This is a genomic window from Acinetobacter sp. WU_MDCI_Abxb74 (genome assembly GCF_025513915.1).
GTDB lineage: Bacteria > Pseudomonadota > Gammaproteobacteria > Pseudomonadales > Moraxellaceae > Acinetobacter > Acinetobacter calcoaceticus_C.
The window spans coordinates 1-14,467 of record NZ_JAHPRP010000003.1; the positions used below are offsets into that span (position 1 = coordinate 1).

The 14,467-nt window shown below is 38.4% G+C and carries 15 protein-coding genes and 1 pseudogene; 7 read left to right on the forward strand and 9 right to left on the reverse strand.

Annotation, left to right across the window (positions count from 1 at the left end; translation table 11 throughout):
• The 4 genes and pseudogenes from KTH84_RS07735 to rimI form a co-directional block, all read left to right on the forward strand.
• Positions 1–144 (forward strand): annotated as a pseudogene (locus KTH84_RS07735) (elongation factor Tu); the annotation flags it as partial.
• A gap of 203 nt (positions 145–347) precedes the next feature.
• A complete protein-coding gene (locus KTH84_RS07740) occupies positions 348–1,229 on the forward strand; it encodes a metal-dependent hydrolase (protein ID WP_202743894.1) in 882 nt (293 codons plus the stop codon).
• Positions 1,230–1,443: 214 nt separating this feature from the next.
• Complete coding sequence (locus tag KTH84_RS07745; RefSeq protein ID WP_042897737.1) at positions 1,444–2,319, forward strand: metal-dependent hydrolase; 876 nt, start codon at positions 1,444–1,446, stop codon at positions 2,317–2,319.
• A 107-nt stretch (positions 2,320–2,426) separates the two neighbouring features.
• Entirely contained in the window at positions 2,427–2,882 is a 456-nt protein-coding gene (gene rimI / locus KTH84_RS07750) for a ribosomal protein S18-alanine N-acetyltransferase (protein ID WP_003653281.1), read from the forward strand.
• Between the two features lie 41 nt (positions 2,883–2,923).
• On the opposite strand, the gene KTH84_RS07755 is transcribed toward rimI, so the two are convergent.
• A complete protein-coding gene (locus KTH84_RS07755; protein WP_003653280.1) occupies positions 2,924–3,739 on the reverse strand; it encodes an arginyltransferase in 816 nt (271 codons plus the stop codon).
• Positions 3,740–3,757: 18 nt separating this feature from the next.
• Entirely contained in the window at positions 3,758–4,489 is a 732-nt protein-coding gene (aat, locus tag KTH84_RS07760; protein ID WP_042897771.1) for a leucyl/phenylalanyl-tRNA--protein transferase, read from the reverse strand.
• A gap of 107 nt (positions 4,490–4,596) precedes the next feature.
• Between aat and KTH84_RS07765 the strand changes: the two genes are divergently transcribed.
• Positions 4,597–4,896 carry a putative quinol monooxygenase gene (locus tag KTH84_RS07765; protein WP_133975043.1) on the forward strand — a complete coding sequence of 100 codons (300 nt, stop codon included), beginning with the start codon at positions 4,597–4,599 and terminating at the stop codon, positions 4,894–4,896.
• Positions 4,897–4,952: 56 nt separating this feature from the next.
• Here KTH84_RS07765 and trxB read toward each other — a convergent pair whose 3' ends face one another.
• Positions 4,953–5,903, reverse strand: a complete 951-nt coding sequence (gene trxB, locus KTH84_RS07770) for a thioredoxin-disulfide reductase (RefSeq protein WP_042897741.1) — start codon at positions 5,901–5,903, stop codon at positions 4,953–4,955.
• Between the two features lie 268 nt (positions 5,904–6,171).
• Between trxB and KTH84_RS07775 the strand changes: the two genes are divergently transcribed.
• Both KTH84_RS07775 and rhtC read left to right on the forward strand, forming a co-directional pair.
• On the forward strand, positions 6,172–9,204 hold the full coding sequence (locus tag KTH84_RS07775) for a DNA translocase FtsK (RefSeq protein WP_262472789.1): 3,033 nt from the start codon (positions 6,172–6,174) through the stop codon (positions 9,202–9,204).
• Between the two features lie 152 nt (positions 9,205–9,356).
• On the forward strand, positions 9,357–9,977 hold the full coding sequence (gene rhtC / locus KTH84_RS07780; protein WP_262472790.1) for a threonine export protein RhtC: 621 nt from the start codon (positions 9,357–9,359) through the stop codon (positions 9,975–9,977).
• A gap of 41 nt (positions 9,978–10,018) precedes the next feature.
• Here the strand turns inward: rhtC and KTH84_RS07785 are convergent, their stop codons facing one another.
• The 6 genes from KTH84_RS07785 to KTH84_RS07810 form a co-directional block, all read right to left on the reverse strand.
• Entirely contained in the window at positions 10,019–10,306 is a 288-nt protein-coding gene (locus KTH84_RS07785) for a PA4642 family protein (protein WP_005048600.1), read from the reverse strand.
• Positions 10,307–10,390: 84 nt separating this feature from the next.
• Positions 10,391–10,663 (reverse strand): cell division topological specificity factor MinE, encoded by a 273-nt coding sequence (gene minE, locus KTH84_RS07790; protein WP_003653273.1) that lies wholly within the window; start codon positions 10,661–10,663, stop codon positions 10,391–10,393.
• A 2-nt stretch (positions 10,664–10,665) separates the two neighbouring features.
• On the reverse strand, positions 10,666–11,478 hold the full coding sequence (gene minD, locus KTH84_RS07795) for a septum site-determining protein MinD (RefSeq protein ID WP_004641647.1): 813 nt from the start codon (positions 11,476–11,478) through the stop codon (positions 10,666–10,668).
• 66 nt (positions 11,479–11,544) lie between these two features.
• A complete protein-coding gene (gene minC / locus KTH84_RS07800; protein WP_042897747.1) occupies positions 11,545–12,273 on the reverse strand; it encodes a septum site-determining protein MinC in 729 nt (242 codons plus the stop codon).
• Positions 12,274–12,393: 120 nt separating this feature from the next.
• Complete coding sequence (locus KTH84_RS07805; protein ID WP_133975037.1) at positions 12,394–13,440, reverse strand: preprotein translocase subunit SecA; 1,047 nt, start codon at positions 13,438–13,440, stop codon at positions 12,394–12,396.
• Positions 13,441–13,456: 16 nt separating this feature from the next.
• Complete coding sequence (locus KTH84_RS07810; RefSeq protein ID WP_133975035.1) at positions 13,457–14,383, reverse strand: acyltransferase; 927 nt, start codon at positions 14,381–14,383, stop codon at positions 13,457–13,459.
• Positions 14,384–14,467 lie beyond the last annotated feature (84 nt).

Here is a 14,467-nt window from a genome sequence, read left to right on the forward strand (position 1 = left end):
GTTGAAATGGTTATGCCAGGTGACAACGTTGAAATGTCAGTAGAATTAATCCACCCGATCGCAATGGACCCTGGTCTGCGTTTTGCGATTCGTGAAGGTGGTCGTACTGTAGGTGCTGGTGTTGTTGCGAAAGTAACTGCATAATCACTTTCAGTGAAAAAAAGCGCTCTTTTTAGAGCGCTTTTTTTATATTTAATTGTCTAACAATCCCTATAAAAGCTGGCCTTAACTGATATTTCAATGTCCTTATTTCCCCTTAATCCTTTTTATTAAATTTGTATGATAAGAATCAAGAAAACGAACAATAAAGTTTGAGTAACTTGGGTTACTTATAAGGAGCTTTGGGTATGAATGCTAAAGTGAATATTACTAATCGTGCAGGGGCGAGCTTTCCTGTACGTCGTATGAATTTTGACTTTAATGATGTACCAGAATATTGGATGAATGGTTCTGCTGGACTAACCCACTTTATGACAGCACTGTCAGCTTTGTTTCCGGCTGGTGAGAAATTCTTTATAGATAGTGTACGTGCAGTACGTTATCACCCTTCTATTAAAGATGATGAAACGCTTCAGAAAGAGATTAGTGCTTTTATTGGGCAAGAAGCAATGCATACTCAAGAGCATGTAAATTTTAATGCCTCTGCTCAAAAGTTTGGCCACGATGTGGAAGCATTAGAGAAGTTTACTGACACAGCGATTCAAACAGCAATTAAAACTTTTGTAAAAATTGTCAAACCTTTCGGTATGACCAAAGACATGGTTGACCTAACAGCTACAACAGCACTCGAACATTTTACCGCTACGATTGCTTCACAGTTATTAGTCAATACGCATATTCAAGAGTTGATGACAGACGAAACCATGTCAACCATGTGGTATTGGCATGCTATCGAAGAAAATGAGCATAAAGCCGTAGCTTTTGACGTCTATGAAGGTGTATTTGGTAAAGGTGTAAAAGCTTACGCATTACGTACGAGTTCTCTAGTATTTGCGATGACTTTAATTTTCTTGATTCAGTCTTCTTTTGTACTTCGTTTATTAAAACAAGATAAAAAATTAAATCTGGATGAGCTATCTGTGATTTATAAATACGCATATAGCCCATCGAAAGGTATCATTACTGGCATGGCTAAAGAAATGCTAGCTTACTTTAAGCCTGGTTTCCATCCAAATCATTTGGATACAGTAGGTCTGTTGAAAACATGGAAAGCAAAATTAGGTTTGTAATTTAAATCTCTGTTGGTTTAAAAGGGCTCATTAGTAGCCCTTTTTTCTTTTTAAGTACAAAAATGCACCTTTATAGGGGTATTAATGACCTCATCTGATATTTCTCTGTCCTCATCTGCACTTATTTGGCCCATTGAAAGACGTATGATTATAAATATTAAGAAAATAAATAAAGTTATATGTGAATTAGCTATTCACTTAAAAGGAGTCTGAGATGAATGCTAAGGTAAATATTTCTAATCGTGCTGGTGCTAGTTTTCCTGTGCGTCGTATGGACTTTGAATTTACTCAGGTCCCACGCTATTGGGCGAATTATGATGCAGGATTAACTCATTTTATGACAGCATTATCGGCCCTTTTTCCAGAAGGCGAGCAGTTCTTTGTGAATAGTACACGTGCTGTTCGAAATGATCCGAAACTTGCCGATTCTGATCTTCAAAAAGAGATTAGCGCTTTTATTGGTCAGGAAGCGATGCATTCTAAAGAACATCTTGCCTTTAATGCCTCAGCACAGGCTTATGGATATGATGTTCGTCATATGGAAAAGCAGACAGGTACAGTGATTAAAATGGGTACTGCTGTTGTCACTAAATTAATGAAACCTTTTGGTTATACCAAAGAAATGATTGATTTAACTGGAACGTGTGCTTTAGAGCATTTCACTTCTACGATTGCAGCTGAACTTTTACAGAATCCTGAAATTCAGGCCATGTTCCAAGACGACACGATGTATCATTTGTGGATGTGGCATGCTGTAGAAGAAAATGAGCATAAAGCTGTGGCATTTGATGTATATACAAGCATGTATGGAAAAGGGCCGAAAGCTTATTTTATGCGTTCAACAGCTTTAATCATTGCAATGGCATTAATTTTTGCAACTCAGACACATTTTACTGCTAAGTTATTAAAAACTGATGGTAAATTAACATGGAAAGATACGAAGTACATGCTTAAGTTTATGTATGGTCGTAAAGGTTTTATGACACGTCAAATTCCAGAGTTACTTGATTTCTTAAGACCAAAATTTCATCCAAATGATTCTGACACTACAGCATTGCTGGCAACTTGGCGTGAAAAATTAGGCCTCTAAAAAGAATAGTAAAAAAGGACAATTTAATTGTCCTTTTTTTTACTCGTTTTTTCTTGTGAAGTTTTTATAATACGCATTACTTTAGAACTTTGATTGTGCTGGAACCCATGATTCGTATTATGCAAAACACTGATGTTGATATTGTTGTACAAATCGAAAAATCAGTGCAAACACATCCATGGTCAAGACAGCAATTTGTAGAATCTTTGAATTCTTATCAATGTACAGTCATTGAATCACAAAATAGAGTGGTTGGATTCTGTATTTTACAGCCAGTGTTAGATGAAGCAAATTTATTGCTCATGGCAGTTGATCCTAAGATGCAAGGTCAGGGCTTAGGATATGAATTATTAAATGCATCAATAGATCAGTTAAAAAATCAGCCAGTACAAATATTTTTAGAAGTTCGTGAAAGTAATAAAGCCGCTATTGGTTTATATGAAAAAGCAGGTTTTCACCAAATCGATCTTCGTCGCAATTATTATCCTACTCCAGAAGGTGGGCGGGAACATGCGGTTATTATGGTAAAAACCTGTACTGATGATTTTGCATCTTTATTCTAAATTTTGATCTAATTGCTTTTCATAAGAAGGCAAGATCAAAATTATTTAATAATTAAATTATTCCATTCAGAAGGTAATGTTGTCATAAGCGACGTACCTAACTGTTGAATTTCTTCTGGTGATAAGGATCTGTTTAAACGGCGCCATTGTCCATCTAGTAAAAGTTCTAAAGGGGTATATTGCGATTTATAATTCATTTTGGCTGAGTGTGGCACCCAGTAGCCTAAATAAAGATATTCTAAACCAAGTGATTTAACATATTCGATTTGGTTAAGAATAGAGTACACACCAAGTGATCTACGATGCTCATCTGGGTCGAAGAAAGTATAGACCGCAGATAACCCATCATCCATGAGATCGCAGGTAGATACGCTGATTAAGCGGTTATCTTTCCAAAGCTCAAGAAAAAAGCTATCTGTACAACTATGTACTAAAAACTTTTCAAACTGATCTAAGCTAGGCGGAAACATATCACCATCGGCGTGGCGTTCATTAATATAGCGTTCATATAAATCATAATGAATTTGTGCTGCTTGCTGAGTAGGCAAAACAGTCATGGTCAGATCTTGATTTCGTTTCCATGCTTTTTTTTGCATGCCATTCATTTGGAAATCGGCAACTGGAACACGACAAGACAAACATTGTCTACATAAATGGCATTCAGGGCGATAAACGAAGTCACCGCTACGACGAAATCCTAAACGAGAAAGTTCTGAAAGAGTGACCACATCAATTCGATGAATAGGGTCTAAAAATACCATGCGCGCCGATTTATTTTCTAAATAGCTGCAATCATGAGGTGGAGTAATATAATACTGCAAATCATTTAAAAGGGACTTCGGGTGATATGATTTCATGATTGGTCCCTCCTGTTATCATTCCATTAATTTTGCATCTAATGCTATTGTTTTACTTGAAAATACACCTTCTTGATACTTTTTCCAATTGATAGAAGGGTGAATAATTACATCTTGTAACGATTTTAAGTAGTCTTGACGAGAAAGTGTACAAGCTCCCAGACTAATTAGGTGACTGTTGACGAGTTGACAGTCTACCCAAGGAAGTTGATTTTCTTGTCCAATCAGCATTAATGTGTAAAAAGCCATTTTTGAAACATCGGTTTCATTACTAAACATTGATTCGCCAAAGCAACCTTTGCCAATGGTAATGCCGTATAAACCTCCCACAAGTTTGTCTTGTTCCCAAACTTCCACACTATATCCATAGCCCGCATTAAACATCTCGCAGTAGCCCTGAATAATATCTTCGCTAATCCATGTTTCATCTGCATAAGTTCTTGGTAGAGAACATGAACGAATAACTTGTTCAAAGGCGTGATTAACCGTAATCGCATAGTCATATTTTTTCATGTTTCTAAGTAGTGACTTGCTCGGCTTGTAATTTTGAGGGTAAATGACACAACGCGGTTCAGGGCTCCACCAACAAATGGGCTCATCTTCATTGAACCAAGGAAATAGTCCATGGGTGTACGCTTCATAGAGAGTAGAAGGGGAGAGATCAGCACCAATACAAATGAGACCATGACCATCCGGATCTGCTTCAATAGGGTCAGGGAAAATGAATTGAGAGAGTGGAAGTTTTTGCATAGAAAATAAAATGAAATGGAATAATTCAAAATTAACGTAACTGAGCTTCATTGACAATTTTTATTGTTCATCTTTAGCATGAATGAACGAATGGAAAGGTTTGCGTAATGCTAAAACTTATTGCAGAAGATTTTATTGATATTAAAAAAATTGATTTTGTTTTACCGCTTTACCAAGAACTCGTTGAAAAAACGAGATGTGAAGAAGGATGTATTGCGTACGATTTATATCATGATATAAAAAATTTAGGACATTTTGTTTTTATTGAAGAATGGGTAGATCGAGCCGCATTAGATCGACATGTTCAGTCTGAGCACTTTCAACGGTTAGTTCCTCAGATTGACCAATATCAGTCGAGGTCAGGACGTTTTACGCATTTGGATCATTTTGAAAATTTGATGAAATAAAACACTATTAAAAAAGACATTCAATAGTGCATTGAATGTCTTTTGTGTTAATTGAATTAACCGAGATTATCTAAATATTTTTCAGCATCAAGTGCAGCCATACAACCTGACCCAGCAGAAGTAATGGCTTGACGATAAATACTGTCAGCTACGTCACCAGCAGCAAAAACACCAGCTACAGAAGTCGCTGTTGCATTACCTGAAGTGCCGCTTTGTACTTGAATATAGCCATCACGTAAGTTTAATTGACCATCAAACATTGCAGTGTTCGGTTTGTGACCAATCGCAACGAATAGACCATGAACTTCTACGTCTTGCTTAGTTTCATCTTGAGTTGATTTTAGGCGAACACTTGTTACACCAGTATTGTCACCCAATACTTCTTCAACTTCATGATTCCAGATAATGCTGATTTTGCCTTCTTTTTCTTTGGCAAATAAATGATCTTGCAAAATCTTTTCAGAACGTAAGCTATCACGGCGGTGTACTAGCGTTACATGTGCAGCAATATTTGATAAATAAAGCGCTTCTTCAACAGCAGTGTTACCACCACCTACAACCATTACTTTTTGATTTTTGTAGAAGAAACCGTCACATGTTGCACAGGCACTTACGCCTTGGCCCATAAATTTCTGTTCAGACTCTAGGCCAAGGTACTGAGCTGTAGCACCAGTTGCAATAATCAAAGCATCACATGTGTACTCTTCCATGTCACCTTTAAGAACAAAAGGACGTACATTTAAGTCCACTTCGTTAATATGGTCATAGACGAGTTCTGTACCAAAGCGTTCAGCATGTGCTTGCATACGATCCATTAATGCAGGACCTGTTAAACCTTCAGGATCGCCCGGCCAGTTGTCAACTTCGGTTGTTGTTGTAAGCTGCCCACCTAGTTGTAAACCTGCAATTAAAGTAGGTTTAAGGTTTGCACGCGCTGCATAGACAGCTGCACTATAGCCCGCAGGACCAGAACCGAGAATAATTAACCGAGAATGACGAACACTCATTGAGGGTATCCTTATTTATTTCGAGAATTTTGAAAATTATACGTGAATTTGACGATCAATAGCGTGAAATCAATGTGGATAATATTGATCAGGTCAATCGAATTAAGTTATATAACAATATAGAAGTGCCTCATGTTAACAACAACTGTAAAGAATCATGCACCTTTTTTGTAAGAACAGGTGCATAATATAAAGTTCATTCGTTGAAGATCTAAATGTAGTTCTTCACATCTCTAAACCAATAATTAAATGGGTTACAGGACAGTATATGACTGCGGTGTCGAGTGTTTATGCACAGCGCTTATTGATGACATTATTCTTGGTTTCTTTTGGCATTTATATGTTTCTGGCCACAGTAACATATACACCATTTGACCCGGGCTGGATGCATATTTCCAGTGATACTCAGCAAGTATCCAATGCAAGTGGTATTGCTGGTGCATGGATTGCAGATTTGCTGTTTGGTTTTTTAGGATGGGCAAGTTTGCTTATTCCAATTTTCCTTTTTATTGAAGCAATTCAGGTGTGGTGGCCACGTAGTTTTTTAAACCGCCCATTTCGTTATGCTGCACAATTCTTTTTAATTCTGGTTGTGTCTAGTCTGCTTTATTTACATTGGAATCTACCGGCAGATACTTTAGATAATGCGGCTGGGGGAATTATTGGTTATGAGTTAGGTCAGAGCCTATCTCAATTGCTGACAATTTACGGCGCGACTTTATTTTTACTGGTTTTCGGAGTGGTCTTGTTTACTCTTGCATTTGGGGTGCAATGGAGCAAAACATGGGTTACGCTCAAAGCGACACCAAGTTATTTACAAGATTTGTTTTATAAAAATGTATCACCGAACGAATCGGATTATGATTTAACAACTCAGCCTGCTAACAAAGCAGCGGCAGTTAAAGTTGCACAAAATGCAGAGAAAAATGCTTCAAGTGAGAAAGTAGCTTCAGTCCAATCTGAAAGCACTCAATCACAACCTGCAGCAACACGACATGATGCCATTGCTGAGCGTCTGTTTGCAGATGTGCTAGCGAAAGAGCAGAGCCGACCTGAACCTGTAGCAGATACACCAGTTACAAATACTCAAAACTTTGAGCATACGCTTGAGCAAGCTCATAAGCTTGAAAAAGATACTCAACGTTTAGTGGCTACTGGTGAGGTATGGCGTGCTTTACAACGTGATGATGCGAGCCATAAGCAAGAAATTGATGCGCTTTTAAGAGCAGCTGATGACTCAACAGAACAAGTTCCTGCCCATGAGCAATTCCAGCAAACTATTTCTCAAACTCAACCTACACCTGAACAAGACTTACATAGCCTTGATTGGAATGATGATGAGATTTTTGATGAATTGCTTGCTGCGGTTCCAAACAGCAAAACTGCAACAGATGTGCATACGCCATTTGTTCAAGAACAGCATGTAGTTGCAGAACCTATTTCACAATCGGTAAATATTGCGAAAGAAACTTCTTCACCTTTATCGAATGTAAATCAAGCACCTAAAAATTTAGCAAATGAACAAGTCTTTGAAGATTTTGATGATTTATTAATAGATGAGGATGTTGCTCCAGCTCAACCTTTAAGAGCAAGTAGTTACGCTCAATCTTCAGCTTTTGTAAAAGCGCCTATTCAAACGACAATTCAAGCTGATAAGCTTTCAAAAGAAGAGTTTATTGAAGCTTGGCAAGAAACTGCTGGGAAACCACAGGACAATCCTGATATTGATGAAGACGATTTCGATTTAGATGCGCCATTAACAGATGCATCAGGCCGACCAATGTCTCGTTCAATGCAAGTTGCTAAGAAGCGTTTAGATTTACCAACATTACCTGGCCTTGAGCTGCTTGATAAGGTTGATCCGAATAAGAAAGTTAACTTTACTGAAGAGCAGCTTTCGCGCTTATCTGAATTGCTTGAAATTAAGTTACAAGAATTTAATGTTAAAGCTCAAGTGGTTGAAGCTCAACCGGGGCCAGTAGTAACCCGTTTTGAGTTAGATTTGGCACCAGGTGTTAAAGCATCTAAAGTAACGAATATCTCGCGTGACTTAGCGCGCTCAATGTCGATGGCTTCTGTACGTGTGGTAGAGGTTATTCCGGGTAAACCATATATTGGTATTGAGGTTCCAAACAGTGCCCGTGAAATGGTGCGTTTGATTGAACTATTAGAAACGCCAACATATCGAGACCCAAGCGCATTAATCAGTATGGCAATGGGTAAAGATATTTCAGGTAATCCGGTATTAACTGATTTAGCAAAAGCGCCACATATGTTGGTTGCTGGTACGACAGGTTCGGGTAAATCGGTTGCGGTAAACTCGATGATTTTATCGATGTTGCTCAAATACACACCTGATCAGTTACGTTTGATTTTAATCGATCCAAAACAGCTTGAACTTGCAAACTATAATGATATTCCGCATTTATTAACTCCAGTTGTTACTGACATGAAAGATGCAGTAAGCGCGTTGAACTGGTGTGTGAATGAAATGGAACGTCGCTATAAACTGATGTCATTCTTGAAAATTCGTAAATTAAGCGACTACAACCGTAAAGTTGAAGAAGCAATTGCGAATGGGGAAGATCTCATTGATCCAACTTGGAAACCAAGTGACTCTGCGACACAAGAGCGCGCGCCTCGTTTAACACCGTTACCATCTATTGTGATTGTGGCAGATGAGTTTGCCGACATGATTATGCAGGTCGGTAAAAAAGCAGAGGAAATGATTACACGTTTAGCGCAAAAATCTCGTGCTGCGGGAATTCATCTATTACTTGCAACTCAACGTCCGTCTGTTGATGTGATCACGGGTTTGATTAAAGCCAATATTCCAACGCGTGTAGCATTGCGTGTAAACAGTAAAATTGACTCGCGTACTATTTTGGATGCTGGTGGTGCAGAAGATCTGCTCGGTCATGGTGATATGTTGTTCTTGGGGCCTGGTAAAATCGAACCTGAGCGTGTGCATGGTGCCTTCATTAGTGATGATGAAGTAAACCGTATTTGTGATGCATGGCGTGAACGTGGTGAACCGGATTATGTTGATGAAATCTTGACACCATTTGACGAAGAATCGACTTCACGTGGTTTCGAAGAGGGTGACGGTGGTTCTGACCGTGATGCTTTATATGATCAATGTGTTTCATTTGTCTTAGAAACACGTAAGGCTTCTACCTCATCGTTACAGCGTAAATTTAGCCTTGGCTATAACCGTGCTGCCCGTATCATCGACCAAATGGAAGAGAACGGCATTGTGAGCGCAATGGGACCGAATGGTAAGCGAGATATATTGGTTTAATATGAAATAGCTAAAAAGCCTCTTCGGAGGCTTTTTTATGAGTGAAATAAAATGAATACTCCCTTTAAATAGCTTAGATGTTTTATCGTATAGTAAAAAATGCTAATGTATTTTTCCTAAATAAATAACAATGAAACAGATTAGGAGAAAACATGTTCTTGGCTCTCATTACTCTAGCTTTTATTCATTTTTGTGCGCTGATTACTCCTGGCCCTGATTTTTTTCTAGTATCTCAAACAGCGATTAGCAGATCACGTAAAGAAGCCATGCTCGTGGTTGCTGGTATAACAGCAGGCGTTATGTTCTGGGCGTGTTTAGCATTGATGGGATTAAATCTTATTTTTGAAAAAATGGCATGGTTAAAGCAAGGTTTGCTGATTGCAGGTGGCTTATACCTATGCTGGCTGGGCTATCAGATGTTACGTTCAGCATTTTCAAAAAATCAGCAAGAGGATAATGTTGCTGTAGAGCTACCAAAAGCATCTTACTTATTTTTTATGAAGGGTCTTATAACGAATTTATCAAATCCTAAAGCTGTTATTTATTTTGGTAGTGTTTTCTCTTTATTTTTAGCCAATCCTCAACTTGATCAGGTTCATTGGCTACTCTTTATTATTGTTACCGTTGAAACGATTTTATGGTTCTGCTTTGTGACTTTTATTTTTTCGTTACCGAGTTTTAGATCAGCTTATCGTAATTTTTCAAAATGGATTGATGGTATTTCAGGTGGTATTTTCACTGTGTTTGGTATTTTCCTGATTGGCAATCGATAAATTTAGATAAGAAAAAAGCCTCTTGAAGAGGCTTTTTATTTTTAAGCAAACTTTGCTAGAACCTCTAAAAAGGGTGCCGATTGACGCGGAAATTTGGCAATCACATCATGGATGCGTTGGCCTTCAGGGTCTTTGGCATTAATATCGCGTCCGTCCGCAATAAATTGAGTCAAAAGACGTTCATAGTCTGTTGGACGCATATGTTTGAATGCATGGTAGAGCACATGAAAATCTGCGTTCACACCCGTTGGCGGAAGTTGGTTGAGGTAGGCAAAAACACGCTCATCGGACCATTCTTCATTGAAAGTTGCTGGCTGTGATAATGCCATGACAATCTCCTCAGTTTTAAAAAAGGCAAAATAACTTGCGTTATTTTGCCTTGATTCTGTTTTATTGAATAGTCAGAAATAGAATTATCGTTCTTCAGGTAAATTGATATTCATTTCTAACATTTCGATATTTGCTTCAGAGCGAACCTGCATTTGGATATGCTGTTCACCTACACCACTTACATAACGACTGACCACTTGCATGATTTCTTTTTTCATCTGATCAATCTTGTCTTGGCTTAAACGACGGCCTAAACCTTGTTCAGAAGCAACAATAACTTTTAAACGATCTTTAGCAGTTTGAGCACTTGATGGCTTCTCGTCACTGCTAAATAATTTACTCCAGAATCCTGCCATAACTATGCTCCAAATAGTCGTGCTAACCAGCCTTTAGGTTGAGCTGTGATGTGTCGATAAGGACGGTCTTCGCCAAGAAAGCGTGCAACCAAATCATCATAACCCTGACCAGCTTTAGTTTCTGAATATAGAATTACTGGCTTACCCTCGTTTGATGCTTGCAATACACTTGGACACTCTGGAATAACACCTAATGTCGGTACGCGTAAAATATCTTTAGAAATATCATCAATTGTTAGCATTTCCTGACGGTCTGCACGTTCAGGGTTAAAACGAGTAATACATAAATGTTTACGTATACGTCCTTCGTTTTGTTCAACTTTTTTGGTTTTGCTATCTAACATACCAATAATGCGGTCAGAGTCACGTACTGAAGAGATTTCAGGGTTTGTTACAATGATTGCTTCATCTGCATGATACATGGCTAAAATCGCACCACGCTCAATACCAGCAGGTGAGTCACAAATAACGTAATCAAATTCTTGAGATAGCTCATCAATAACACGAGCAACACCTTCGTCGCTCAACGCATCTTTATCACGTGTTTGTGAAGCCGGTAAAATATAAAGGTTTTCGATATCTTTATCGCGAATAAGGGCTTGCTGCAGACGTGCTTCATTGTTAATAACATTGACAAAATCATAAACAACACGACGCTCACAACCCATAATCAAATCAAGGTTACGTAAGCCTACATCAAAATCAATCACAACAGTTTTATGACCACGAAGGGCTAAACCTGTTGCAAAAGATGCGCTCGTTGTAGTTTTACCTACACCACCTTTGCCTGATGTTACGACAACAATTTTGGCCACCGAATCCACTCCTATTATGGTCATACACCCTTAAAAGGGCTGTTTTTTGGTGATTTGCTTAATAAACTAAAGTTCAATCGCTTCAAATTCAAGCTCTTGCTTTTCATTTAAATAAATATGTACTGGCTTTTTTACCACATGTTTAGGGATATCATCTGCGACACAATACGTTCCGGCAATGGAAACGAGCTCAGCCTCTAAAGATTGGCAAAAAATGCGTGCAGCTGCGTGCCCGCCCGCACCAGCAATGACTCTACCACGAACTGTGCCATAAATATGTATATTTCCTGATGCAATCACTTCAGAACCACTATTCATCCCAGCTTTTAAAATAATATCGCCGTTATCTTGTACGAGGGATTGGCCCGTTCGCAAAATTTCATCATGATAAGAGGTAATATGAGCAACCGCTATCTTGTTTAGTGGTTTTTTTGTTTCTGCTGAAGACGAGGCAGGAGCGGTAGCAGGTTTTTCTACAATCGCCACTTGTTCGGTTGTGGCTTTAATACGCTGTAATGGTTGATCTGCCGGTAAAACAGGGAATTGAATAGCGCGAGCTTCATCTCCTAAAATACCGTCAATTACCGCCATAGGCTGTAGACCTAAGCTCACCAGAAGTTGAATTAATGCAATTAATTCTTGCTCAACTGTACTGTCAATAATCACTAAAGTTCCATTATAGGAACCTTCATTTAATATATTTGATAATTGCTGGCGGATCACATCATGATCATTGGTATCGAAGGTTATCCTGCTAAAGTTAACCATTCTGCCGGTAATCCGTATATCAGCCATAAGTCTTCCTTCAAGGCGTTAAACGAGCTGTAATAGCGCTAAGTTTATTGTAAATAGGGCAAATGCTAGAACAATTTGTGCCAATTCTCTAGCGAGATTCATAAAAAATTAAGTAAATGCTTATTCTTTGATTCGATCATACTCCGCAAGCGTTTGTTGCCATTGTTTGACCTTGACTTGTTTTCGTACAGACTCGAGTGTTTCGAACACGACAGATTCAACCAATTGCTCAAGCTGACGATTATTAATATTTATTTCACTCACTTTTTTAGAAATCAATTGATAGGTTGCATTAGGATGGTTTGGCGAGCCTTCAATTAAAGGATCAATTAAACCTGCACTAATATTTTCACCTAATCTTTGGCCAATACTTTGAATTTGTTGTTCAATGCGACCGCCGACTAAAGGAATTAAACGTAATAATTGAGTGAGTTCAGGTGTGTCTACTATGGCCTGATCTACAATTTTCCCAACGCCTTTGCTAATTGCTGGTTTTTGTTCTTTTAACGCAGTGGCTAAAGACTCTTGTAATAATGTTGTTAGGGCGACAGTAAATTGCTCACGATGATGATTAACCAAATCGTGAATAATTTGTTTATGGCTGGAACTGGTTTCAAGTTCATATCTAATACCATCAAGCACGGTAATAACGACACGATCAGATAATTCTTCCATCACGACGCGATAGTAAAATAAGCCAGTCTTTCGCCAGCTTTCTGGAACAACCGGATAACCCAGCTCATGTAAACGATAAGCAATAATTCCAGCTCGGAATAGACGTAAAAAGCGGAGCTGAGGAATAATGGCTAAAATTTCATACCAGTGAATAAAAGGAAAAAAGAACCAGCGTTTATGATGATTATAAATAATGGCAATGCCCCAGCGGACAAGTAGCTCAATAATTAAGAAACCAATAAACCATGCTTCTGATGTGATTACCCATGGATGCAGTGTACTACGGTAAAAGCTCAGCACTTGGGGCAAATGAATATGTTCAAAGAACCATGCCCCAATGCTGCTCATTAAAAAGAAATTTGTAGCAAGACAGAACAGGTTGAAGATGATAATAAACACCATAAAGATGTCGTAGATTAAAAATAGTCTAAATGAAAGACTATCTGGATCTACATGATGATATTTCGTTTTTTTCCCAGCGCTGTTTTGCATAATAACGGATGCTTTCTTAAATATTCATAGAGGTATATTGAGATTTCATTTGCTCAATAAGTTGATCTTTGTTGGTCCAGATTTCATGGACCCATTGCTGGAAACGTTCACGATAAACCGCATCGTCTTCATAATTTCCGCCCAGAACCCAGTCTGGAATTTCAATTTTACGCAAATTTACCGCAATTTTTGAAACATCGCCTAGCCAGAAATCACTATACCCAGGTACGCCATTCGGGTAGACAATTGTCATATCCACTAAGGCATCAATTTTGTCACCCAAAATATTCAAGGCAAGCGCTAAACCGCCTGCTTTGGGTTTAAGCAAATGCTTATAGGGTGATTTTTGCTGGTCATGTTTTTCTTGAGTAAAACGAGTACCTTCTAAATAATTTAATAAGGTAAAAGGCTGGCTTAAAAGCTGCTCGCAGGCTTTACGTGCTTCCATCATGTCACGGTCTTTGAGCTCAGGATTCTTTGCAACCTGTTCTTTGCTGTGACGCTTCATCATTGGGAAGCCTAGAATTTTAAATGCTTGTCCAACGAAAGGAATAAAGATGAGTTCCCATTTGGTAAAAAAGCGGGTGAGTGGCATACGGGTTAAACCAAAATATTGATTCACCGTCGTATCGACCCAACTTTGATGATTACACGTCATGAGATAACGACCTTGCATATTTAGGTCAAGCCCCTCATCAATCGTAATATCCCATTTTAGATTTGGTAAAACATGGTCAATTAACCAATTATTTACCCCTAACCAGCTATTTGTAATTTGAATATTGGTTTCATCTATTTTTGATGATTTTTTTAAAAGCTTGGTCAGTCCTAGTGCAAGAACAGGTGGACCATGAAAAAACGTACTTCCTGTAATGACTGTACCTACAGTGAGTCCACGTGTAATTTTTTTTAGCGTAGATTGCTTATTGGATGCAGTTGACATATGAAGGGCCCCGAATGTCTAAAATCCATAGAAAAGTTGTTCAACTATAACTGTCATAATATGAAATACAACGATATCTTAGAC